This is a genomic window from Paracoccus kondratievae (assembly GCF_009301415.1).
Lineage (GTDB): Bacteria > Pseudomonadota > Alphaproteobacteria > Rhodobacterales > Rhodobacteraceae > Paracoccus > Paracoccus kondratievae.
This window is the reverse complement of record NZ_CP045074.1, coordinates 12,568-34,296: the sequence shown is the minus strand read 5'-3', so window position 1 is coordinate 34,296 and position 21,729 is coordinate 12,568. Positions and strand designations below refer to the sequence as shown.

At 63.8% G+C, this 21,729-nt stretch carries 20 protein-coding genes; 11 read left to right on the top strand and 9 right to left on the bottom strand.

What is annotated here, in order from left to right; all coding sequences use genetic code 11:
* Positions 1–110: 110 nt before the first annotated feature.
* From peaA to F8A10_RS18960, 6 genes are read left to right on the top strand one after another with little or no spacing between them, the layout of a single operon-like run.
* Positions 111–1,649, top strand: a complete 1,539-nt coding sequence (gene peaA, locus F8A10_RS18985) for a quinohemoprotein amine dehydrogenase subunit alpha (RefSeq protein WP_152368204.1) — start codon at positions 111–113, stop codon at positions 1,647–1,649.
* A 4-nt stretch (positions 1,650–1,653) separates the two neighbouring features.
* Positions 1,654–3,111, top strand: coding sequence for a quinohemoprotein amine dehydrogenase maturation protein QhpD (gene qhpD, locus F8A10_RS18980; protein ID WP_152368203.1), 1,458 nt, complete (start codon positions 1,654–1,656; stop codon positions 3,109–3,111).
* Positions 3,108–3,440: a quinohemoprotein amine dehydrogenase subunit gamma QhpC gene (gene qhpC / locus F8A10_RS18975; protein ID WP_010395461.1), complete on the top strand. Its 333-nt coding sequence runs from the start codon at positions 3,108–3,110 to the stop codon at positions 3,438–3,440. The genes qhpD and qhpC overlap by 4 nt, the downstream gene beginning before the upstream one ends.
* Positions 3,440–4,516, top strand: coding sequence for a quinohemoprotein amine dehydrogenase subunit beta (gene peaD, locus F8A10_RS18970; protein ID WP_152368202.1), 1,077 nt, complete (start codon positions 3,440–3,442; stop codon positions 4,514–4,516). The genes qhpC and peaD overlap by 1 nt, the downstream gene beginning before the upstream one ends.
* A 1-nt stretch (position 4,517) precedes the next feature.
* The gene (gene qhpE / locus F8A10_RS18965) at positions 4,518–5,186 is read left to right on the top strand and encodes a subtilisin-like serine protease QhpE (RefSeq protein ID WP_152368201.1); all 669 of its coding nucleotides are present in this window, start codon (positions 4,518–4,520) and stop codon (positions 5,184–5,186) included.
* Entirely contained in the window at positions 5,179–6,900 is a 1,722-nt protein-coding gene (locus tag F8A10_RS18960) for an ABC transporter ATP-binding protein (protein WP_152368200.1), read from the top strand. The genes qhpE and F8A10_RS18960 overlap by 8 nt, the downstream gene beginning before the upstream one ends.
* Here F8A10_RS18960 and qhpR read toward each other — a convergent pair.
* The gene (qhpR, locus tag F8A10_RS18955) at positions 6,804–7,784 is read right to left on the bottom strand and encodes an AraC-like transcriptional regulator QhpR (protein WP_085502324.1); all 981 of its coding nucleotides are present in this window, start codon (positions 7,782–7,784) and stop codon (positions 6,804–6,806) included. The two genes, F8A10_RS18960 and qhpR, sit on opposite strands and share 97 nt — an antisense overlap.
* A 309-nt stretch (positions 7,785–8,093) precedes the next feature.
* Between qhpR and F8A10_RS18950 the strand changes: the two genes are divergently transcribed.
* A complete protein-coding gene (locus tag F8A10_RS18950) occupies positions 8,094–9,497 on the top strand; it encodes an aldehyde dehydrogenase family protein (protein WP_010395468.1) in 1,404 nt (467 codons plus the stop codon).
* Positions 9,498–9,521: 24 nt separating this feature from the next.
* Here F8A10_RS18950 and F8A10_RS18945 read toward each other — a convergent pair whose 3' ends face one another.
* The 7 genes from F8A10_RS18945 to F8A10_RS18915 all read right to left on the bottom strand — a co-directional run bounded on the left by F8A10_RS18945 (position 9,522) and on the right by F8A10_RS18915 (position 16,333).
* Positions 9,522–10,052, bottom strand: a complete 531-nt coding sequence (locus tag F8A10_RS18945) for a DUF3016 domain-containing protein (protein ID WP_138918317.1) — start codon at positions 10,050–10,052, stop codon at positions 9,522–9,524.
* A gap of 72 nt (positions 10,053–10,124) precedes the next feature.
* A complete protein-coding gene (locus F8A10_RS18940) occupies positions 10,125–11,723 on the bottom strand; it encodes a GMC family oxidoreductase (protein ID WP_152368409.1) in 1,599 nt (532 codons plus the stop codon).
* Between the two features lie 44 nt (positions 11,724–11,767).
* A complete protein-coding gene (locus F8A10_RS18935) occupies positions 11,768–12,766 on the bottom strand; it encodes a branched-chain amino acid ABC transporter permease (protein ID WP_085502320.1) in 999 nt (332 codons plus the stop codon).
* Position 12,767: 1 nt separating this feature from the next.
* Positions 12,768–13,655 (bottom strand): branched-chain amino acid ABC transporter permease, encoded by an 888-nt coding sequence (locus F8A10_RS18930; RefSeq protein WP_010395473.1) that lies wholly within the window; start codon positions 13,653–13,655, stop codon positions 12,768–12,770.
* Between the two features lies 1 nt (position 13,656).
* Positions 13,657–14,361 carry an ABC transporter ATP-binding protein gene (locus F8A10_RS18925; protein ID WP_152368199.1) on the bottom strand — a complete coding sequence of 235 codons (705 nt, stop codon included), beginning with the start codon at positions 14,359–14,361 and terminating at the stop codon, positions 13,657–13,659.
* On the bottom strand, positions 14,358–15,134 hold the full coding sequence (locus tag F8A10_RS18920) for an ABC transporter ATP-binding protein (RefSeq protein ID WP_152368198.1): 777 nt from the start codon (positions 15,132–15,134) through the stop codon (positions 14,358–14,360). Before F8A10_RS18920 ends, F8A10_RS18925 begins: the two co-directional genes overlap by 4 nt.
* Positions 15,134–16,333, bottom strand: coding sequence for an ABC transporter substrate-binding protein (locus tag F8A10_RS18915; protein WP_085502369.1), 1,200 nt, complete (start codon positions 16,331–16,333; stop codon positions 15,134–15,136). The genes F8A10_RS18920 and F8A10_RS18915 overlap by 1 nt, the downstream gene beginning before the upstream one ends.
* Before the next feature lie 165 nt (positions 16,334–16,498).
* Between F8A10_RS18915 and F8A10_RS18910 the strand changes: the two genes are divergently transcribed.
* On the top strand, positions 16,499–17,416 hold the full coding sequence (locus F8A10_RS18910; RefSeq protein ID WP_010395477.1) for a LysR family transcriptional regulator: 918 nt from the start codon (positions 16,499–16,501) through the stop codon (positions 17,414–17,416).
* Between the two features lie 4 nt (positions 17,417–17,420).
* Here F8A10_RS18910 and F8A10_RS18905 read toward each other — a convergent pair whose 3' ends face one another.
* Positions 17,421–18,557, bottom strand: coding sequence for an RNA polymerase factor sigma-54 (locus tag F8A10_RS18905; protein WP_152368197.1), 1,137 nt, complete (start codon positions 18,555–18,557; stop codon positions 17,421–17,423).
* Between the two features lie 135 nt (positions 18,558–18,692).
* On the opposite strand from F8A10_RS18905, the gene F8A10_RS18900 reads away from it, so the two are divergent.
* The 3 genes from F8A10_RS18900 to F8A10_RS18890 are packed head-to-tail and all read left to right on the top strand — an operon-like array spanning position 18,693 to position 21,728.
* Positions 18,693–19,706: an ATP-NAD kinase family protein gene (locus tag F8A10_RS18900; RefSeq protein ID WP_010395479.1), complete on the top strand. Its 1,014-nt coding sequence runs from the start codon at positions 18,693–18,695 to the stop codon at positions 19,704–19,706.
* Positions 19,707–19,726: 20 nt separating this feature from the next.
* Positions 19,727–20,707: a thiamine pyrophosphate-dependent dehydrogenase E1 component subunit alpha gene (locus F8A10_RS18895; protein ID WP_010395481.1), complete on the top strand. Its 981-nt coding sequence runs from the start codon at positions 19,727–19,729 to the stop codon at positions 20,705–20,707.
* Positions 20,708–20,720: 13 nt separating this feature from the next.
* Positions 20,721–21,728 carry an alpha-ketoacid dehydrogenase subunit beta gene (locus F8A10_RS18890; protein WP_152368196.1) on the top strand — a complete coding sequence of 336 codons (1,008 nt, stop codon included), beginning with the start codon at positions 20,721–20,723 and terminating at the stop codon, positions 21,726–21,728.
* Position 21,729 lies beyond the last annotated feature (1 nt).

The window sequence follows — 21,729 nt, the reverse complement described above, 5'->3', positions numbered from 1 at the left end:
ACGATGCGCCGCGCCTTTGGCCGGGAATGACAAGAATGCTGCCCGCCCTCGCGCTTTTCTCAACGGCAAAGCAATCGGGCCCCGCCCGGCCAGCCAGAGGAAACCGCCAGATGAAGCCATCGACCCGCAGCGCGTTGCTCTCTTGCGCAGCTATGTTTGCCGCCGCACCCGCCCTTGCGGTCACGGGTGAGGAGGTGATGCAGAACGCTTGCGCCGCCTGCCATGTCCAGAATGAGGACGGCCGCTGGGAACGCATCGACGCCGCCCGCAAGACGCCCGAGGGCTGGGACATGACCGTGACCCGCATGATGCGCAATCACGGTGTCGCGCTGACCCCGGAAGAGCGCACGGCGATCGTGCGCCACCTGTCGGACACGCGCGGCCTGTCGCTGACCGAAACCGCTGAGCGCCGCTATATCCTTGAGCGTGAGCCGGTGGCCTGGGACGAAGGCCCGGATACGCAGATGACCCAGACCTGCGGGCGCTGCCATTCCTATGCCCGGGTCGCCCTGCAACGCCGCACGCCCGAGGACTGGAAGCATCTCGTCAACTTCCACCTCGGCCAGTTCCCGACGCTGGAATATCAGGCGTTGGCGCGCGACCGCGACTGGTGGGGCATCGCACAGGCCGAGATCATCCCTTTCCTTGCCGAGCATTATCCGCTGGGCAAGGCTCCTGCCCCGTTCACCGGAGATGCCTCGGGCGATTATGTGCTTGCCGGACGGCAGCCGGGGCGCGGCGACTATACCGGACGGCTGGTGCTGAAAAAGGCAGGCGAGGATTACGAGGTAACCATGACCCTCGACTTTGCCGATAGCAGCCAAAGCTTTACCGGCACCGGTCGCATCCTTGGCGCTGGCGAATGGCGTGCCACGCTGAGCGATGGCAAAACCGCCATCCGTCAGGTCCTTGCCTTCGAGAACGGACATTTCTCGGGTCGCTGGTATCATGCCGACAGTGACGTGATCGGCGGGCGGCTGGAGGCGGTCAGGGCCGACGCCTCGCCGCTGGTTCTGGCGGCAGCACCCGCACGGCTGAAGATCGGTGAAGAAACGCTGGTCCGCGTCGCGGGCACGGGACTTGGCGAGGCGCTGACCCTGCCCGAAGGCGTGACCGGCAGCGTCGAAAGTGCGGCGGATGGCGTCGCGGTGCTGAAGCTGACCGCAAGCGGCGCACCCGGCCCCATCAGCATCAAGCTGGGCGAGCAAAAGGTGGATCTGGTCGCCTATGACCGGCCCGACCGCATCTCGATCACGCCCGAGACGACCATCGCCCGTATCGGCGGCAATGGCGGCCCAATCCCCAAGGTTCCCGCACAATTCGAGGCCTTGGGCTGGCTGAACGGCCCCGATGGTCAGCCTGACACCGGGGATGACATCCCCCTGGGTGCCTTCCCGGCCAGTTGGGCGACCGTCGATTTCGATGCCGAGGCCGAAAAGATGCAGGACGCGAAATTCGCTGGCTCGATCAGCGATACCGGCCTGTTCACACCGGCCGATGCCGGCCCGAACCCCGAGCGGCCGATGCAGACCAACAACGCCGGCAACCTCAAGGTCATCGCCACTGTCGAAACCGAAACCGGCCCGCTAAGCGCCGAGGCGCATCTCTACGCCACGGTCCAGCGTTTCGTTGACGCTCCGATCCGGTGACGCCATGGGAGCGCTGACCCTCATCACTCACAACGCCCATCGGGTCGATGTCGATGGCCATGCCATGCTGATGCATGTGCCGACGACCAGCCTGTTCGAACTCGATGCCGTGGCGCGCGATGTCTATGACCTGTTCCGCCGCGCGCGCGCTGTCGATGCCGAACTGATGCGGGCCGAGCTTGGCCCGCATCACGACCCCGAAACCCTGTCGGAATGCCTGCAAAGCTTTCTCGCGCTGGATATCCTGCGCGATGCCGACGCAGCCGAGACCCCGCGGCCGGTGGTGAAGGTCGAAGAAATTCCACTTTCGACCATCATCCTGAACGTCAACACCGGCTGCAACCTTGCCTGCACATATTGCTACAAAGAGGATCTGACCACCCCGGCCAAGGGCCAGAAAATGGGCTTTGAGACGGCAAGGGCCAGTTTCGAACTGTTGCTGAAACAGGCCCATGCCCGTGACCGGGTGAATGTGGTGTTTTTCGGCGGCGAGCCTTTGTCAAACATGCCGCTGATCCGCGAAGTGGTCGCCTATGCCGAACCTCGCGCGGCCAAGCTTGGCAAGACGGTCGATTTCTCGCTGACCACCAATGCCACCCTGCTGACGCCCGAACTGGTCGACTGGTTCGACGCCCACCGCTTTGCCCTGACGGTCAGCATGGACGGCCCCAAGGCCCTGCATGACGCCAACCGCAAGACGGTGGGTGGCAAGGGCACCTATGACCTGGTGGCACGCAATGTGCGTATGCTTTTGTCACGCTATCGCTCGCGTCCGGTGGGGGTGCGGGTGACGCTGACCCGGGGCGTCACCGATGTGACCGGCATCCATGACCATCTGAAGAACGATCTGGGCTTTCACGAGGTCGGCTTTGGCCCTGCAACATCTGGACCGATCGCGGTCTTCAACCTTGATGCCGAGGCGCTGAAACGTGCTTTCGAGGATATGAAAACTCTTGGCCGCCGCTATGTCGAGGCCGCCTGCAAGGGCGAGAATATCGGCTTTTCCAACATGCATCAGCTGCTGACCGATATCGCGCAGGGCACAAAAAAGGCCGTACCCTGCGGGGCAGGGCTTGGCATGCTTGCCGTGGACAAGGACGGAGAGCTGCATCTTTGCCATCGCTTCGTCGGTTCAAACCAGCCGACCTACGGCAATGTGGAAACCGGCATCGACATCCCCCGGCTGGGCCAGTTCATCGAGACCGCGCAGGATCGCAGCGCCTATGGCTGCAAGACCTGCCGCATCCGCTCGATCTGCGCGGGCGGGTGCTACCATGAAAGCTATGCCCGCCAGGGCGATCCATTTGCCCCGGTCTGGCACTATTGCGACCTGATGCGGGACTGGGTCGATTTCGGCATCGAATCCTATGTCCGCATCATGCAGGCCAACCCGTCATTCTTTCGCAGCCAGCTAGAGCCCCGGATCACCCGGTCCGGCCCAGCAAGGGAGGTTCTTCAATGAAACATCTGACACCTGCCAACGCCAAGGCGAAAGCCTTTGTCGAAGCCGAGGCCGAAGGCCGCGAAGAGGAGGTTGTGGCGATGAACTCGCTTGTCGGCTGTACCACCTCATTCGACCCGGGATGGGAGATCGACGCCTTTGGCGCGGTCTCGAACCTTTGCCAGCCGATGGAGGCCGACCTTTACGGCTGCGCCGACCCCTGCTGGTGGCCCGCACAGGTTGCCGACACGCTGAACACCTATCCGAACTGGAGCGCGGGCGCCGATGACGTGATGCAGGACTGGCGCAAGCTGCAATCGGTGTTCCCGGAAACGAAAGGTTCGTCGTGATGCGCAAAACGCTGCTGTCTCTTGCCTCTGCCGCCGCGCTTATGTCCTGGCCGGCCCTGGCGCATGACTATATCCTGGCCCCGGCGCGACCCGACAAGCTGGTCGTGGTCGATACCGAAAAGATGGCGGTGGAAAAGGTCATCACCATCAAGGACGCCGGCCCGACACCCATGGTGCCAATGGTCGCGCCGGGCGGTCGGATCGCCTATGCGACGATCAACAAGTCTGAAAGTCTGGTCAAGATCGACCTGACGACCGGTGAAACATTGGGCCGCATCGACCTGTCAACGCCGGAAGAGCGGGTGAAAAGCCTTTTTGGTGCGGCGCTTTCCCCTGACGGAAGTACGCTTGCCATTTACGAAAGCCCGGTCCGGCTAGAGCTGACACATTTCGAGGTCCAGCCTACCCGCGTCGCGCTATATGATGCGGAAACGCTGGAGCGGCGCAAGGCTTTTGAGGCCCCGCGCCAGATCACCATGCTGGCCTGGGCCCGCGACGGTTCAAAACTGTACGGTCTTGGCCGCGACATGCATGTCATGGACCCCGAGGCCGGAAAGCTTGTCGAAAGCCTGCCGATCCAGGGGTGGGAGCCGGAAAGCTATACCCAGCCCGACGTGCTTGCCGTCTGGAACCAGCATGAAAGCTCGGGCGTGATGGCGACGCCTTTCTACACCGCGCGCAAGGATATCGACCCCTCCGACCCCAGCGCCTATCGCACCGGCCTTTTGACCATGGACCTTGAAACCGGTGAGATGGCGATGCGCGAGGTGCGTATCATGGACGTGTTCTATTTCTCGACCGCTGTGAATCCGGCCAGGAACCGCGCCTTTGGCACCTATAACGTCCTTGAAAGCTTTGATCTGGAAAAGAACGTCTCGCTACGGCGGGTAGCCCTGCCGCACAGCTATTACTCGGTGAACGTCTCGACCGATGGCAAGACGGTCTGGCTTGGCGGCGCGCTTGGCGATCTGGCGGCCTATGACGCCGACACGCTGGAGAAAAAGGGCCAGATCGACCTGCCCGGCAATGCCTCGATGTCGCTGGCCTCGGTGCGGCTTTTCACGCGGGACGACTGAAATGCTGCGGGTGGGGGTGATCGACAGCGGCCCCGGCCCCAAAGATCGCCTGGGTGATGCCCGCGCCTTTATGGCTGACGGCTCGGCCATCGCGGCCCGGCCTGACCGGCTGGGCCACGGCACCGCCGTCGCCGCAATGATCCGCCGCGCCTGTCCGGGCACGGCGATTATTCATGCACAGGTCTTCGACGACCGCCCCGTGACCAGCGCATTCCGCGTCGCCGCAGCACTGCGCTGGTTTGCCGCCATGGGCGACGCCCGCCCCGAGGTGATCTGCATGAGCCTGGGCCTTGCCGCCGACCGCACCCCGCTGCGTCTGGCCTGCGAGGCACTGGTCACCTCGGGCGGGGTCCTTGTCGCTGCCTACCCGGCCCGGGGCGCACCATGTTATCCCGCCGCCTATCCGGGGGTCATTGCCGCAACCGGGGACGCGCGCTGCGAATGGAGGGATCTGTCGCAACTGGGGCCTGCACTGTTCGGCGCATGGTGCAATTCACCTGAACACGCCCCGCCCGGCATGGGTGGCGCAAGCCTTGGCGCGGCCCGCGTCGCGGGGCATCTGGCGGCAATCATGGCCGAAACCGGACGGCTGGACGGGGCAAAGGCCACCGCCGCGCTGGCCGCACGCGCCATCCATCACGGTCCAGAGCAAAGACGTAATCATGGATAGGCTTGCCGCCCGCCTTGCCCGGATGATCTTTGGCGCCGAGGCGGCTGGCTGGCTCGCCCCCGTCATGGCGCGGGCGCTGCCCTTGGGGATGGTCGTGCTGTTGGCATCACTGCTGGCGGCCGCCCTTGGGCTGGCAATGCCGATGCTGACCCGGCAGGTGATCGACGCCGGAATCATGGCCCGGGACATGCAGGCACTGATTTTCTGGGCCGGTCTTTCCTTTGCGCTGGGTCTGGGTGCGGTGGGCTTTGGGATAGCAAATTCCATGCTGCATCTGCGTGCCTCGGCCCATATGCTGGCCCACCTGCGCGGGCGCATGTTCTCGGCAGCCCTTGCCCGCGATCCCGCCCGTGCCGAGTTGCCCTTGGGCGAGGCGATGGCGCGGCTGGACGGAGATTGCGCAGAAATTCAAAGCTTTGCCTTTGACACCGGATTGGTCGCTGTCGGGGCGCTGTTCCGTCTGGCCGGGGGGCTGGGCCTGATGATCGCGCTGGATTGGCGCATGGCGATGCTGCCGCTGCTCGCCGCACCATTCGAGCTGTGGTTTCTGTCCCGCGCCCGCCCCCGGACCCGCACATTGGCCGAGATGGTGCGCAACCAGCGCGGCGCACTCTCCACACAGATGGCCGAGACGCTGGCGGCACGGGCGACGCTGCGCGGCCTCAATGCGCTGGATCAGCGTGAAAAGAGCTTTGGCATGGCGCAGCAGGAACAGATCGCCGCGCTGACCCGCCAGCGTCTGTGGTCCGAAACCGTGGGTGCCGTCAGCCAGACCATCACCGCGCTTTTGCGCGGTACGATCCTGCTGGCCGGTGGCTGGCAGGTGGTGCGCGGCAACTGGCAGATCGGCACTCTGGTCGCGTTTCTCGCCTATGCCGGGATGATGTCGGGGCCGCTACGCAACCTGCTGGGCCTTTATCACGCGCAAGCCCGCGCAAGGGTCGCAGCCGACCGGTTGAGTGCGGTGATCAGCTCTGCCCGCCCCGACACGGGTGCCGCACCACCACCGGGGCCCCTGACCATCACCTTGCGCGATGCCCGTGCCGAAGGCGCGGCCCATTATCCGGTAACCGCCGAAATCCTGCCCGGTCAGCGCGTGCTGCTGGACGGTCCATCAGGCATCGGTAAATCTCGCCTCATGGCCACGCTGACCCGCGACGCACCGCTGGCCGAGGGCTATGCCCTTCTTTCAGGGGCTACGGTCAGCCATCTGCGCCCCGGAGCCCTTTGCGCCCGCATCACCCATCTGGCGCAGCGTCCGGCGATTTTACGCGGCACACTGGCGCAGAACCTGCGCCTTGCCGTGCCGGATGCCGACGATCAGGCGCTGTGGCGGGCGCTGGCAGATGCGGATCTGACCAGCTGGGCACAGGAAAGGCTGGGGCTGGCCACCCCGATTGCCGAAACCGGGGCCGATCTTTCGGGCGGGTTGCGCCAGCGCATCGCCATCGCCCGCGCCCTTTTGCGGCCGGCCGATATCCTGATCTTTGACGAAGCTTTTTCCGAGATCGACGATGCTGCCTGCAGGCGTATCCTTGCCGCGATCGAGGCGCGGCATAACAAAACCACGCGCATCTTTATCGCCCATAGCGGACCAGCGCGCGAGGGAGAGTTCGATCAGCGGATCACGCTGGTTTCCTCGGCCCCCATCTTTCTGATCTCACGCGGCGAGACGCCATACCAGCGCGAAAATGCCCGTGAAAAGGCGGTCTGATCAGAATAGCCAAGCTGCAAGGCGATCTCGCCAAACAGCCGCTCACTGCGCACCACCAATGCAAAGCCATGGATGCGGCGGCATTCTTCAAGGATCTGGTGGAACGGCTGCCCCTCGGCCGCCAGCGCCCGCCGCAGCGAACGCTCGGACATGCCCAGTTCGGCAGCGACCTGTCGCTGATTGACCATACCGCGATCCATCCGGCCAAGGATCAGCTGATGCACCCTTTGCACAACCGGGGTCTGGCGGCGCAGATCCAGCAAGGCCCCCTCCATGTGGCGGGCCATCACTGCTGCGTCTTCCTGGGGCGGAAAGCGCGGCACGTTGCCCAGCACACGGGCCGAAAAGATGATCCGGTTCTCATCCTCGCCAAAGCGGGGGGTTCGGCCCAGATAGCGGGCAAGCGTACGTGGATCGCGGTCCGGCGCATGTTCAAAGCATAGATCCCGGATCGCCTCGCGGGGGACGCCATAGCGGTCGCAGATGCCGCGGATCAGACCAAGCGTCAGTTCACTGTCGCCGCGGCGCGGCCAGATACGCGGATCAAGAACACGGTAGCAGATCTGCGCCTCATCCCCGTTCACCTCGAACGAGACGTCACTGTTTGATTGCAGCAAGGGAAAGCCCCGGGCAAAGCTGCGCAACGCCTCACCAAGGGTGCGGCGGGCCGCGACCGCACTGCCCAGAATGCCAAGGCTGCCCAGGTCGACCCTTTCGCCCAGACGCCACCAGTAAAGCCCGTCGGGACTGGAGGCGCGATCCTGTTCCAGACGGCTGACAAAGTTTTCCAGCGGCATCTGGGGATCGGGCGCCGCCTGAACGGGCTCGGCCTCGCCCCCCAGCAGCATTGATGCGATGGCTCCGCGAATCCATGACATCTGCATGGCATTTCCCGTGGCTGCGCCGGCTGGTGCTGTTTCGCGCCTTGCCCCGGCTATTTCCCTGTTGCGACAAACTGTAGCACATCAAGCTGGCGATCCCCAACGCGACCGTTAATCAGGCCCATAAGCCCCTAAGTTGCCAGAAAACCGTTAAGAAACTGTCGCTTTCACCGGATTTTCGCGGAAAGGTCGATTTGGCATTTCCGGCCAGATTTCACGCAAACCCGCCTGCGGGGCGCGGATTGGCCGGATATGGCAAGAATCGCCTGGCCCCCCTGTCCCAGAGTATCGCAACGCTTCTGGGAGGAAGACATGACGGAATACCGACTGCTGATCGACGGCAAGCTGGTCAAGGGTGACATGACCATGCCGGTCATCAACCCCGCCAATGAACAGGTTCTGGCCGAGGCGCCGCGTGCCTCGCAGGCACAGCTTGACGCGGCGGTCTCGGCGGCCAAGGCCGCCTTTCCCGGCTGGGCCGCCCGGCCGATCGGGGAACGCCGCGCCCTGATCCTGACCATTGCCGACCGGCTGGAGGCGCAGGCCGATGCCTTTGCCCGGCTGCTGACACAGGAACAGGGCAAGCCCTTGCCCGAGGCGCAGGCCGAGATCCTGTACACCTGCGCCTTCATCCGCCATCTGGCAGGCTATGACCTGCCGGTAAAGGTGATCGAGGATAACGACAGCCGCCTGGTGCGCCAGTTCCGCAAGCCTCTGGGCGTCGTCGGTGCGATCATCCCGTGGAATTTCCCTGTGCTGATCGTGGCCTTCAAGCTGCCGCTGGCGCTGCTGGCTGGCAATACCCTGGTCGTAAAACCTGCCCCGACGACGCCACTGACAACGCTGAAACTGGGCGAGATCATGGCCGAGGTCCTGCCCGCAGGCGTCGTCAATATCATCACCGATCAGAACGACCTTGGCCCGGCGCTGACCACCCACCCCGATGTGGCCAAGATCTCGTTCACCGGCTCGACCGCGACGGGACAAAAGATCATGGCCAGCGCCGCCTCGACCATCAAGCGGCTGACCCTTGAGCTGGGTGGCAATGACGCGGCTATCGTGCTGCCGGGTGCCGACCCTGCCAAGGTCGCACCGGGTCTGTTCGCAGGGGCGTTTATGAATGCCGGTCAGGTCTGTCTGGCGATCAAGCGCGCCTATGTCCACGACTCTGTCTACGAAGAGGTCTGCGCGCGTCTGGCCGAACTGGCCGAGGCCGCCGTGGTCGGAGACGGGCTTGAGCAAGGCACCACCATCGGCCCGCTGCAAAACCGCATGCAATATGAAAAGGTCAAAGGCTTCCTTGACTCGGCGCGCGCTGATGGCCGCATCATCGCCGGGGGTACCCTGCCCGAGGGGCCGGGCTATTTTATCCGCCCGACCATCGTTGCCGACGTCAGGGACGGTGACCAGATCGTCGATGAGGAACAGTTCGGCCCGATCCTGCCGGTGATCCGCTTTGACGATGTGGAATCGGCGGTGGCAAGCGCGAACCGGCTTGAGCTTGGCCTCGGCGGCTCGGTCTGGGGCGAGGATCGCGATCTGGCGCGCAGCATCGCCGAACGCATCGAAAGCGGCACTGTCTGGGTCAACAAACATCTGGATTTCGGGCCAAACATCCCCTTTGGCGGGGCCAAGCAATCAGGCCTCGGTGTCGAATTCGCTGAGGAAGGGCTGGCCGAGTTCACCCAGATCCGCATCCTGAACGAGGCGCGCTGATCGCCCCCGGGGTCCGGTCCCGTCTCAACCGGCGAGATCGGACCCGTTCCGGCGTTGCGGGGTGGCAAAGCTTTTGCGAAACCAGTCCTGTAGCAGCAGCTTGTCATAGACAAAGCGCCTGCTGCTGTTATGGCCGCGCGGGTCCGACAGATAATTCATGTCGGTCAGCCGCTCTTCGCCCGTCCGGATGGTCACACCATCCTGCATCAGCCGATAGCGCAAATGGATGCGTGGCGGGGTCACGTCGCGCAAAAAGCGCACATCACCGAACCCCGTGCGCCAAGGCTCGAACTCACCGGCAAGGTCGATGTCGAGTATCTCGATCACAAGGCTTTGACCGGGCGGCAGGTAGCGGGTGCCAAGCTCGGCGAACCAGCGGTCGAACTCTGCCAAGGCCGAGGTCCGGCTGCGTTCACGGTGAAATTCGCGGTCGCGGAACCGCTCGGGCGTTATGTAGGTGACGGCGACGCGCCCCGGGTCGGGCGCGACCGGTGCGGCAATGACACCCGGCGCCACAAGCGTCAGAGACAGTGACAGGAAGATGGTCCTGAGCATGGTCTTGCCTTTCGCATAACCAACCCCTGTCCAAACATATGGGCGGGTCGCACGAAAAGTCAAAGCTGGCCGTCAGGCCCGTGCATCCTCAAGCATCATCTGCGCCGCCTTTTCCGCGATCATCATCACCGGAGCGTTGGTATTGCCGCTGGTGATCGTCGGCATGATCGAGGCATCGGCGACACGCAACCGTCCAAGCCCCCGCATCCGCAGACGCGGATCAACCACAGCCGCGTCGTCCGGGCCCATGCGGCAGGTGCCGACCGGGTGAAAGATCGTCGTGCCGATATCGCCCGCAGCCTTGATCAGATCCTCATCGCTTTGCAGGGCGGAGCCGGGCAGATATTCCTCGGCCCCGTAGCGGCTGAAGGCTGGTTGCGAGGCAATGTTACGGGTCAGGCGGATGGCACGCATTGCCACCTCGCGGTCGCCCTCGGTCGCCAGATAATTCGGCTGGATTGCTGGATGGGCGCGGAAATCCGGCCCGGTGACATGGACCGATCCCCGGCTTTCGGGCCGCAGGTTGCAGACCGATGCGGTCATGGCCGGGAATGGATGCACCGGGTCCCCGAACTTGTCGAGGCTGACGGGCTGGACGTGGAATTCCAGATCCGGGGTCGCCTTGTCAGGCCCCGAACGGGTAAAGATGCCCAGCTGGCTGGGCGCCATAGACATCGGCCCCGAGCGTTTCAGCAGGTATTCCAGCCCGATCGCCGCCTTGCCCAACAGATGCGAGGCCTTTTCGTTCAGCGTCGGCACGCCTTGCACCTTATAGACCATGCGCAATTGCAGGTGGTCCTGCAGGTTCTCACCCAAAGCCGGAACCTCGATCTGCGTGTCGATCCCGGCGGCTTGCAAGACATCGCCGCGCCCGACACCGGAATGTTCAAGGATCTGGACCGAGCCGATGGCCCCCGCCGCCAGCACCGTTTCACGCGCCGCACGGACCTCGCGCCGCTGGCCCTGATGGTGAAAGAGAACTCCGGAGACCTCTCCCGCCTCGATCACAAGCTTTTCGACCTCGGCCCCGGTCAGGATGCGCAGGTTCGGGCGGTTGCGTACCGGACGCAGGAAGGCCTTGGCCGCACTCCACCGCCAACCTTTGCGCTGGGTCACGTCGAAATAGCCGCCGCCCTCATTATTGCCGCGGTTGAAATCCTCGGTGTGAGGGATGCCTGCCTGTTCGGCCGCCTCCATAAAGGCGTCAAGCACCGCCCAGCGAACCCGTGCCGTCTCGATCCGCAGTTCACCGCCCGCGCCATGCATCTCGTCGCCACCGCGATAATGATCCTCTTGCGCCTTGAACAGCGGCAGGACATCGTCCCAGCCCCAGCCGGCGCAGCCAAGCTGGCGCCAATGGTCGTAATCGGCCGCCTGCCCGCGCATGTAGATCATGCCGTTGATCGACGAACAGCCGCCCAGCACCCGCCCGCGCGGATATAGCAGCGCCCGCCCGTTCAGCCCCGGCTCGGGCTGGGTGCGAAACCCCCAGTCGGTGCGCGGATTGCCGATGCAGTACAGATAGCCCACCGGGATATGGATCCAGTGGTAATTGTCGCGCCCCCCTGCCTCAAGCAGCAGCACCCGGTTACGTGGGTCGGCGCTAAGGCGATTGGCCAGCACGCAACCGGCGCTGCCCGCGCCGATCACGATATAGTCGTAGCTTTCCATCGGATACTCCATGCCTGACCCCCGCATCGGCGCGGGCCTTGCCGTCAATTTTCGGTTCGGAAGCCGAGCATCTTGCCAAGTTTCGTGGCGCAGAACTCGCCCACGATGCCCCTGCGGAACAAAAGCACGCAGACCATAAAGACCAGCCCGGTGATGATGGTGACCGGGAAATCCGACGTGGCGAGCACGTTTTGCAGCGTCACCACCAGCCCCGAGCCGACAATCGGCCCAAACAGCGTGCCGATACCGCCCAAAAGCGTCATCAGGATCACCTCGCCCGACATCTGCCATGTCACATCGGTCAGCGTGGCGAACTGAAAGATCAGCGCCTTGACCCCACCCGCAAGCCCCGCCAGCGCCGCCGACATGACAAAGGCGCCAAGCTTGTAGTGCTGGACCGAATAGCCAAGCGAGATCGCGCGGCTTTCATTCTCGCGGATCGACTTCAGGATCATGCCAAAGGGCGAGTTCACAAAGCGCCAGATGATCAGCAGCCCGATCACAAAGACCGCAAGGACAAAGTAATACATGTTCAGCGGCTGGTTCAGGTCGATGACGCCGAACAGATGGCCGCGCGGCACCGACTGGATCCCGTCCTCGCCATGGGTAAAGGGCGCTTGCAGGCAGAAGAAAAAGAACATCTGCGACAGCGCCAGCGTGATCATGGCGAAATAGATCCCCTGACGGCGGATGGCGATGGCGCCCATCACCAGCCCCAGCGCCGCCGCGCCAAGCACGCCCAGCAGGATGCCCGCCTCGGGCGACCAGCCCCAGACCTTGACCGCATGGGCGGTGAAATAGGCGGCGCCCCCGAAAAAGGCCGCGTGGCCAAAGGACAAAAGCCCGGTATAGCCCAGGAGCAGGTTGAACGCCGAGGCGAACAGCGCAAAGGCCAGCAGCTTCATCAGGAAGATCGGATAAAGAAACAGCGGCGCCGCCAAAAGGGCGGCCAGCGCGATCACCAGCAGCACCAGCCGCACCTGCCCGGCGCGGGGGTGGGCTGCGACCTGTTCGGTCGCGATGGGTTCGGATTTAGCGGCCATTTCAGGCATCCTTTCCGAAAAGGCCCGCAGGCCGCAGGATCAGCACGATAGCCATGATGACAAAGATCACGATATTCGAGGCTTCGGGGTAAAAGACCTTGGTCAGCCCCTCGACCACGCCCAGAAGATAGCCGGTGACGATGGCGCCCAGGATCGAACCCATGCCGCCGACCACCACTACGGCAAAGACGATGATGATGAGGTTTGACCCCATGAGCGGCGAGACCTGATAGACAGGCGCTGCCAGCACCCCGGCAAAGCCCGCAAGCCCCGCGCCAAGCGCATATGTCAGCGTCAAAAGCAGCGGCACGTTCACGCCAAATGCCTGCACCAGCACCGGGTTTTCCGTCGCTGCGCGCAGATAGGCGCCCAGCCGGGTCCGCTCGATCAGCAGCCATACCCCAAGACAGACGGCCAGCGAGGCGATGACCACCCAGCCGCGATAGACGGGCAGGAACATGAAGCCAAGGTTCACCGCTCCGGTCAGTTGCGACGGCGGCGCATAGGGCTTGCCCGAGGCACCAAAGAACCAGCGGAAGGTCCCCTCGATCGCCAGCGCAAGGCCAAAGGTGAAAAGCAGCCCGTACAGCGGATCAAGCCGGTAAAGCCGCGACAGCATGGTCTTTTCCACCAGCGCCGCGAACAGCCCGACGATCAGCGGCGCAAGGATCAGCGCCAGCCAGTAGTTGATACCGCCCACCGTCAACAGCAGCAGCGCGACAAAGGCGCCCAGCATGTATTGCGCGCCATGGGCAAAGTTGATGACCCGCAAAAGGCCAAAGATCACCGCCAGCCCCAGCGAAAGAAGCGCATAGAAGCTGCCGTTGATCAACCCGACCAGCAACTGCCCCATCAGGGCCTGCACGGGCACGCCAAAGATCATGGTCATGTCATACCCCCAGTTCCCGATGCAGCATGTCCATCTGCGCCGGCAGCCCGGCGACCGGGAATTCCGCCGTCATCCGGCCGTGGTCCATCAGATAGAAACGGTCGGCGACCTTGGCGGCAAAGCGAAAGTTCTGCTCGACCAGCACCACGGTCATGCCCCGGCTCTTGAGTTTTTTCAGCACCTCGCCAATGGCGTCGATGATGACCGGGGCAAGGCCCTCGGTCGGCTCGTCCAGCAGCAGGCAGCGCGCGCCGGTGCGCAGGATGCGCGCCATGGCCAGCATCTGTTGCTCACCCCCCGACAGCTTGGTGCCCTGACTGTTGCGCCTTTCGCGCAGGTTCGGGAAAAGCTCGTAGATCTCATCGACCGACATGCCGCCTTCGGCCACTTTGGGGGGCAGCATCAGGTTTTCCTCGACCGAGAGGCTGGCAAAGATGCCGCGTTCTTCGGGGACAAAGCCCAGCCCGGCGCGGGCCGTGTGATGCAGGGGCACCCCCATCATGTCGCGGCCGGCAAATTCGATGCGCCCGGTCCGTTTGCGCAAGATCCCCATGATCGTGCGCAGGGTGGTGGTCTTGCCCATGCCGTTACGGCCAAGAATGCAGACCGTCTCGCCCTCGGCGACGGTCATGTTCACGCCGTGCAGGACATGGCTTTCGCCATACCAGGCCTGCAGGTCGCCAACGTTCAGAAGCGGCGCGCTCATGCTTCGGACCCCATATAGGCGGTGCGCACGCGCGGATCGGCCGAGACGGTGGCGTAATCGCCCGTCGCAATGATCTCGCCCCGTTGCAGCACGGTGACGTGGTGACAGATATCGGCCACGACGCTGAGGTTGTGTTCGACCATCAGCACGGCGCGTTCGCTGGCAACGTCGCGGATGATATCGGCGACCATGGCGACGTCCTCTTGCCCCATGCCGGCCATCGGCTCGTCCAGCAGCAGGACGGCGGGGTCAAGCGCCAGCGTCGTCGCGATTTCAAGCACGCGCTTGCGGCCATAGGACAGATCCGCCGCCCGATAATCGCGCCAGCGCGACAGGCCCAGCTTTTCGATCAGTTCATCGGCGCGCGCATCAAGCCGGTCAAGCGAGGATAGCGGCAGCCAGAACTGCGTCGCCAGCCCTGCCGGGCGTTGCAGCGCAACCTTGACGTTTTCACGCACGGTCAGATGCGGAAAGATTGCCGAGATCTGGAACGAGCGGACCAGCCCCATCCGCGCCACCTTGTCGGGGCGGGTATGGGTGATGTCCTGACCAAGCAATGTGATCTGCCCCCGCGTCGGTTGCAGGAACTTGGTCAGCAGGTTGAAGACTGTCGTCTTGCCTGCCCCGTTCGGCCCGATCAGGGCGTGGATACGGCTGTGATGGACATCAAGATCGACGCCATTCACCGCCGTGAAACCCGAGAAATCCTTGCCAAGGCCACGGGCGGAAAGAACCACCCGCGGCCCGGCCTGCGTTGCCACAGACAATGCCATCACTTGACCAGCGGACAGCCGCTTTCGGCGGGATTAAGGAAAGCCTCGTCCCCCGGGATAGTGGCAAGGACGTTATAGTAATCCCAGTCCTCTTTCACATCGCCCGGCGCCTTGACCTCCATCAGGTAGACGTCCTTGATCAGCCGCCCGTTCGGCCCGACCTTGCCGTTCTGGGCAAAGACGTCGTTCACCGGCATTTCGTGCAGCTTGGCGGCGACCGCCCCGGTTTCGTCGGTACCAGCTTCCTGGATCGCCTTCAGGTACTGGGTCACGGCCGAATAGGTGCCGGCGTGAACCATGTTCGGCATGACGCCGGTACGCTCTTTGAAGCGTTCACCGAATTCGCGCGATTCCGGAGTGCGGTTCCAGTAAAAGCTTTCGGTCAGGGTCAGCCCCTGCGCGGCGTCCAGCCCGATGCCATGAACCTCGGCCAGCGTGAACAGCAGCGCGGCAAGGCGCTGACCGCCCGCAGTGATGCCGAATTCAGCCGCCTGTTTGATGGCGTTCTGGGTGTCCATACCGGCATTCGCAAGGCCGATGACCTTGGCACCCGAGGACTGCGCCTGCAACAGGAAGGACGAGTAATCCGTCGTCGCCAGCGGGTGACGCACCGCACCGACGACCGTGCCGCCCTGCGATTTGACGAAATTGCCGGTCTGCTCTTCCAGCGAATAGCCAAAGGCATAGTCGGCGGTCAGAAAGAACCAGCTGTCCCCGCCCGCCTTCACCAGCGCACCGCCGGTGCCGACGGCCAGCGCATGGGTGTCATAGGCCCAGTGGAAACCATAGGGGGTACATTGCGGGCCAGTCAGCTCGGTCGTGGCTGCGCCGGTGTTGATGGTGATCTTTTTCTTTTCCTGGCTCAGCGCCTGCACCGCCAGACCGACCGAAGAGGTCGTCAGCTCCATGATCGCATCGACCTTTTCGGTATCATACCACTGGCGCGCAATGTTCGAGGCGATGTCGGGCTTGTTCTGGTGGTCGGCGGTGACAACCTCGATCGAGGCATCAAGCACCTTGCCGCCGAAATCCTCGACCGCCATCTTGGCGGCCTCATAGGAATATTTGCCGCCAAAGTCGGCATAGACCCCGGACTGGTCGTTCAGGATCCCGATCTTGACCACGCCGTCCGAAACCTCGGCAACGGCAGGCGCGGCAATAAGGCCGACCGCGGCGGTCGACAGCAAAAACTTACGCATCATTTCCTCCCAAAGGCGCATCCCTTCAACCGGGAATGCTGTCCCATTACAGTCGAGGGCGACTCCATCCCCGCCCTCTTGCACAGAACGATGCCGAGAATTCGGTTTTGACACAAGTGTTCAGAGAGGTTTAATTACTTACAGGACCTGTGCATTTATGAACAAATGGCAAATCTGAGCTGGGATGACCTGCAATTCTTTCTGGCGGTGGTACGCGATGGACAGCTCTCACGCGCCGCACGCTCGCTCGGAACCTCGCATGTTACCGTCTCGCGCCGCATCGACCGGCTGGAACAGGCACTGAATACCCGCCTGTTCGAACGCAATCCGCGCGGCTATGAGCCGACCCCGGCGGGTCAGCGCCTGATCGAGGCGGCCGAGCGCATGGAAGAGGCCGCAGGGCTGATCCCGCTGGACCAGCGCAGCGCGCCCGGTCAGCCCCGTCCGCTGCGGCTGGCCATGCCCGAGGGGTTCAGCAGTCTGTTTTCCACGCACCTTCTGCCCGATTTCATCGCCCGCTTTCCGCTGATCTCGCCCGAATTGATCGCCATGCCTCAGGTGCTGTCGCTATCGCGGCGCGAGGCGGATATCTCGATCACGCTGGACCCGGTGACAAGCGGCCCTTATCGGTCCGAACGGCTGGCCGATTACACGCTGCACCTTTACGCGACTCGCGAACATCTCAAAAGCCTGCCGCCAATCAACAGCCCCGAAGATCTGCGCCAGATGCGCTTTATCGGCTATATCGAAGAGATGATCTTTGCCCCCGGCCTGGACTATCTGGGCGAAGTTCATCCCTCGATCCGGGCAAGCGTTAAAAGTTCCAGCATATTCAACCAACTGTCGGCGGTTCGTAATGGGCTCGGCATCGGAATTCTGCCTTGGTATGTGGCAGCGAAATACCCCGAGCTGCAGATCGTGCTGCCCGATCAGGTGCGGCTGACGCGTACCTATTGGCTGACCTGTCATCGAGATATGCGGGTCACGCAATGGGTGCGCGCGGTGATCGGCTTTCTGTCCCAGAGGCTGGCCGAACGCGGTCACCTGCTGTCGCGCCCGATCGGCCATCCCGGACCGGGCTGACGCTTTAGCCCCGCCCCCAGCCGGAAACGCCCAGTTCAGCCCGGTATTTCGCCACTGTCCGACGCGACAAGGTAACGCCCTGCCCCATAAGTGCCTGCGTCAGCGCCGCGTCCGAGATCCGCTGACCTGCCGGCCATTCCGCGATCAGCCCGCGCAGTGCCGCCAATGCCGCCTCGCGCCCAATGCCCGGGTTTCGCGGGCTGGCAGGTGCCAAAAGCAACCTGCGCAAAGGCACGGTACCGCGCGGACTGCGCATGGCCACCCCGGCGACCGCCCTGCTGATCGTGCTTTTTGCCAGCCCCAGCCGCGCGGCCAGATCAGACAGGGTCAGCGGCCGTAACGCCCCCTCTCCGCGTAGCCATCCCGCCTGAACCTCGGCCATGGCCGAGGCGATGCGTAACAGGCTTGCCCCCCGTGCCTGACACGCTGAAACCAGCGCGCAGGCCAGGGCCGTGTCCCCAGCCCTCCCCTCTGGACGCAGGCCAAGGGCGGGGGCATCAAGCGGTCGGACACCGCCGTCGGGGGTCCACTCCAGCTCGGGCGGCGCAGCGGGGACTGCGCCCTCAGCCAGCGGATAGGGCGACAGGGCGCGCAGATCGGCAAGCATTCCTGCCGCATCCTCACCATCGCATCCGCAATGGGCCTGAATTGCTGCCAGATCGCCTGCGGCGGCAAGGTCCAGCCGCCCAAGCAGCCGCTCGATCATCGGGTCCAGTCGCCCGCGCGCCCGCAGTTGCAACCGCAGACTTTCCGCCAGATCGCGGGCAAAGACGCCGGGCGGCTCAAGCCCCTGCAATACCGGCAAAAGCGCCTCGATCCGCGCATCCGGCACATCCAGCCAGCCTGCAATTTCGGGCAGCGGATCAACCAGCCAGCCGTGATCATCAAGGCAATGGACCAAAGCGCGGGCAAGCCCGGCATCCGCCCCGGAAAGGCGCAACAGGCCGATCTGATCCGTCAGCGCCTGTCGGGGGGACAGTGCATCCGCCGCCTCGATCAGCTCAAGACAAGGGTTGCGCGCCGCCTCCAGCCGCAATCTGCGGCGCAGGCGCGCGCCGTCCATGCGCAACAAATCAAGCGACAGCCGCATCTGTTGGCTTAACGCAAGGCCGCGGATCTGGCGCTGTTCCTGACTTTGCATCCTGCCCTTTCTGCCCCGACCTGTTGCGCCACAGTGTTGCACCGCCTTGCAACACCTGCCCACGGAAATCCCAGCAAAACTGGCCCGCCGAATTTGGCACCGGCGTTGCTTGCATGATGGGCAGGGAGGACGAACATGGTCAAGGTCGGCATCATCGCCAATCCGGTTTCTGCCCGTGACATCCGGCGGGTGATCTCTCATGCAGGGAACCTGCCCATCAACGATCGCGCCAACATCGTGCTGCGCATGATGGCCGGACTGGCTGCAACCGGCGTTGATGAGGTCGTCGCCATGCCCGAACATGGCGGCATCCGCTTTCATCTGGAACGCAGCATCCAGCGCGAACAGCGCCTTGGACAGGGGGTTTTCCCCCGCCTGCGCTATCTCGACATGCCCGTTACCGCCACGCCCGAGGATAGCGCCCGCGCCGCCCGGATGATGGCTGCGGAAGGTGTCGCGGCTATCGTGGTGCTGGGCGGCGACGGCACCAACCGGGTGGTGGTCGGCGCCTGCGGGGATGTGCCTGTGGCGGGGGTCTCGACCGGGACCAACAATGCCTTTCCCGAACTGCGCGAGCCGACGATCACTGGCCTCGCAGTCGGGTTATTCGCCTCGGGACAGGTGCCGGGCGATGTGGCGCTAAGGGCGAACAAATGGCTTGAGGTGACGCTTGGCACCCGGCGAGAGATCGCGCTTGTCGATGTCGCTGTCGTCGAGGACCGCTATACCGGCGCACGCGCGATCTGGAAAACCGCCGGTTTCCGCGATCTCTTCGTGACTTTCGGCCTGCCGCAGGCGATCGGCATGTCAGCCATCGCGGGGCTTTGCGACCCGGTGGACCGCGATGCGCCCGAGGGGCGGCACATCCGCCTGTCGGCCGACGCGCCACGCCAACTGACGGCACCGATTGCGCCGGGGCTGATCGACCGTGTCGGCATTTCCGAGGTCACGCGGATGACCCCGGGTGAGACGCACCGGCCCTCGATCCAAGCCGGCACCCTGGCCTTTGACGGAGAGCGCGAGCTGACCTTTGACGAAGGCGACCGGGTCGGGGTGCGACTGATCCCCGATGCCTTCCGCACAATCAATGTGCCCGCCTGCATGGCCCGTGCCGCGCAGGCCGGACTGTTTATCCGCAATCCAGACTGAACCGGACAAGGGAGGAGTTCATGTCCAATCCGTTTCCCCTACCCAAGGAACGGCTGCTCGAAGCCTATCGCAAGATGCGCACCATCCGCGATTTCGAAGAGCGGCTGCATGTCGATTTCGCCCGTGGCGAGATCCCGGGCTTTGTCCACCTTTACGCCGGCGAAGAGGCGACGGCAGTGGGCATCATGATGCATCTGCACGACCGCGACCGCATCGCTTCGACCCATCGCGGCCATGGCCATTGCATCGCCAAGGGCGTCGATGTGAAGGCGATGATGGCCGAGATCTATGGCAAGGCGACCGGCTGTTGCGCGGGCAAGGGTGGCTCAATGCATATCGCCGATCTGTCGCTGGGCATGATGGGTGCGAACGGCATCCTTGGTGCTGGTGCGCCCCTGGTTTGCGGCGCGGCGCTGGCGGCGCAAAAGCTTGGTCATGACGGGGTCGGGATCACCTTTTTCGGCGACGGCGCCTCGAACCAGGGCACGGTGCTGGAAAGCATGAACCTGGCCGCGATCTGGAACCTGCCCGCGATCTTTGTGGTGGAAAATAACGGCTATGCCGAGTCGACCTCGGTCGATTACGCCACCGCCTCGGACAGCTATGTCGACCGGGCAACGGGCTTTGGCATGCCGGGCATCACCGTCGACGGCATCGACTTTTTCGCGGTCTACGAGGCTGCTGGCGAGATCATCCGCCGCGCCCGCGAAGGCGGCGGGCCGACGCTGCTTGAATGCAAGAACGTGCGCTTTTTTGGGCATTTCGAAGGCGATGCCCAGACCTACAAGGCCCCGGGCGAGAATGAATACAACCGCGAACACAACGATTGCCTCAAGCTGTTTCGCCAGAAGGTCACACAGGCGGGCGTGATCTCGGATGATGAGCTGAACGCCATCGATTCCGAGGTGGCGGCCCTGATTGACGAGGCCGTGGCCGGGGCGATGGCCGCGCCGCTGCCCGGCCCCGGGCAACTGACAACCGACGTTTATGTGACCTATTGAGGGAGGGCTCACCATGGCACGCATCATCAGCATGAAGGACGCGGTGAACGAGGCGCTGGATCAGGAAATGACCCGCGACCCCACCGTGATCATGATGGGCGAGGATATCGTCGGCGGCGCCGGCGCCAAGGGCGAAGACGACGCCTGGGGTGGCGTTCTGGGGGTCAGCAAGGGGCTTTATGCCAGACACCCCAACCAGATGATCGACACACCTTTGTCCGAAAGCGCCTATGTCGGCGCGGCAATCGGGGCGGCGACGGCAGGGCTGCGACCGGTGGCCGAACTGATGTTCGTCGATTTCATCGGGGTCTGCCTTGACCAGATATTCAACCAGGCGGCCAAGTTTCGCTACATGTTCGGCGGCAAGGCCGAAACTCCGGTGGTAATCAGGGCGATGTGCGGGGCGGGCTTTCGCGCCGCTGCCCAGCACAGCCAGATGCTGACCCCGCTTTTCACCCATATCCCGGGGCTCAAGGTCGTCTGCCCCTCGAATGCCTATGACTGCAAGGGGCTGCTTATCCAGTCGATCCGGGACAATGACCCGGTGATCTTTCTTGAGCACAAGAACCTTTACGCCAGCACGGCCGACGTCCCCGAAGAACCCTATACCATCCCCTTTGGCGAGGCGAACATCGTCCGCGAAGGCAGCGACGCCACCATCGTCACCTATGGCCAGATGGTCGGACGCTCGGTTGAGGCTGCCGATCTGCTGAAAAAGGAAGGTATCGGGGTCGAGGTGATCGATCTGCGCACCCTGTCACCCATCGACATGGACACGGTCCTGGAAAGCGTCGAGGCGACCGGACGGCTGATCTGCGTCGATGAGGCGAACCCGCGCTGTTCGATCGCCGCCGACATATCGGCAACCGTGGCGCAAGAGGCCTTTGACGCGCTCAAGGCGGCGGTGCAGATGGTGACGCCGCCCCATGCGCCGGTACCCTTCTCGCCCTCGCTTGAGGACAGCTACGTCCCCTCGGCCACCCGCATCGCCGAGGCCGTCCGCAAGACGATGGAGAACTGAC

Bases quoted from the DNA above. Each gene is read 5' to 3' on its own strand.
- F8A10_RS18895 (WP_010395481.1), top strand. From the start codon at position 19,727: ATGTCCAATCCGTTTCCCCTACCCAAGGAACGGCTGCTCGAAGCCTAT.
- qhpC (WP_010395461.1), top strand. From the start codon at position 3,108: ATGAAACATCTGACACCTGCCAACGCCAAGGCGAAAGCCTTTGTCGAA.
- qhpD (WP_152368203.1), top strand. From the start codon at position 1,654: ATGGGAGCGCTGACCCTCATCACTCACAACGCCCATCGGGTCGATGTC.
- qhpE (WP_152368201.1), top strand. From the start codon at position 4,518: ATGCTGCGGGTGGGGGTGATCGACAGCGGCCCCGGCCCCAAAGATCGC.
- peaA (WP_152368204.1), top strand. From the start codon at position 111: ATGAAGCCATCGACCCGCAGCGCGTTGCTCTCTTGCGCAGCTATGTTT.
- F8A10_RS18920 (WP_152368198.1), bottom strand. From the start codon at position 15,134: ATGGCATTGTCTGTGGCAACGCAGGCCGGGCCGCGGGTGGTTCTTTCC.
- F8A10_RS18950 (WP_010395468.1), top strand. From the start codon at position 8,094: ATGACGGAATACCGACTGCTGATCGACGGCAAGCTGGTCAAGGGTGAC.
- F8A10_RS18915 (WP_085502369.1), bottom strand. From the start codon at position 16,333: ATGCGTAAGTTTTTGCTGTCGACCGCCGCGGTCGGCCTTATTGCCGCG.
- peaD (WP_152368202.1), top strand. From the start codon at position 3,440: ATGCGCAAAACGCTGCTGTCTCTTGCCTCTGCCGCCGCGCTTATGTCC.
- F8A10_RS18960 (WP_152368200.1), top strand. From the start codon at position 5,179: ATGGATAGGCTTGCCGCCCGCCTTGCCCGGATGATCTTTGGCGCCGAG.
- F8A10_RS18945 (WP_138918317.1), bottom strand. From the start codon at position 10,052: ATGCTCAGGACCATCTTCCTGTCACTGTCTCTGACGCTTGTGGCGCCG.
- F8A10_RS18925 (WP_152368199.1), bottom strand. From the start codon at position 14,361: ATGAGCGCGCCGCTTCTGAACGTTGGCGACCTGCAGGCCTGGTATGGC.
- qhpR (WP_085502324.1), bottom strand. From the start codon at position 7,784: ATGCAGATGTCATGGATTCGCGGAGCCATCGCATCAATGCTGCTGGGG.
- F8A10_RS18910 (WP_010395477.1), top strand. From the start codon at position 16,499: ATGGCAAATCTGAGCTGGGATGACCTGCAATTCTTTCTGGCGGTGGTA.
- F8A10_RS18930 (WP_010395473.1), bottom strand. From the start codon at position 13,655: ATGACCATGATCTTTGGCGTGCCCGTGCAGGCCCTGATGGGGCAGTTG.
- F8A10_RS18905 (WP_152368197.1), bottom strand. From the start codon at position 18,557: ATGCAAAGTCAGGAACAGCGCCAGATCCGCGGCCTTGCGTTAAGCCAA.
- F8A10_RS18890 (WP_152368196.1), top strand. From the start codon at position 20,721: ATGGCACGCATCATCAGCATGAAGGACGCGGTGAACGAGGCGCTGGAT.
- F8A10_RS18940 (WP_152368409.1), bottom strand. From the start codon at position 11,723: ATGGAAAGCTACGACTATATCGTGATCGGCGCGGGCAGCGCCGGTTGC.
- F8A10_RS18935 (WP_085502320.1), bottom strand. From the start codon at position 12,766: ATGGCCGCTAAATCCGAACCCATCGCGACCGAACAGGTCGCAGCCCAC.
- F8A10_RS18900 (WP_010395479.1), top strand. From the start codon at position 18,693: ATGGTCAAGGTCGGCATCATCGCCAATCCGGTTTCTGCCCGTGACATC.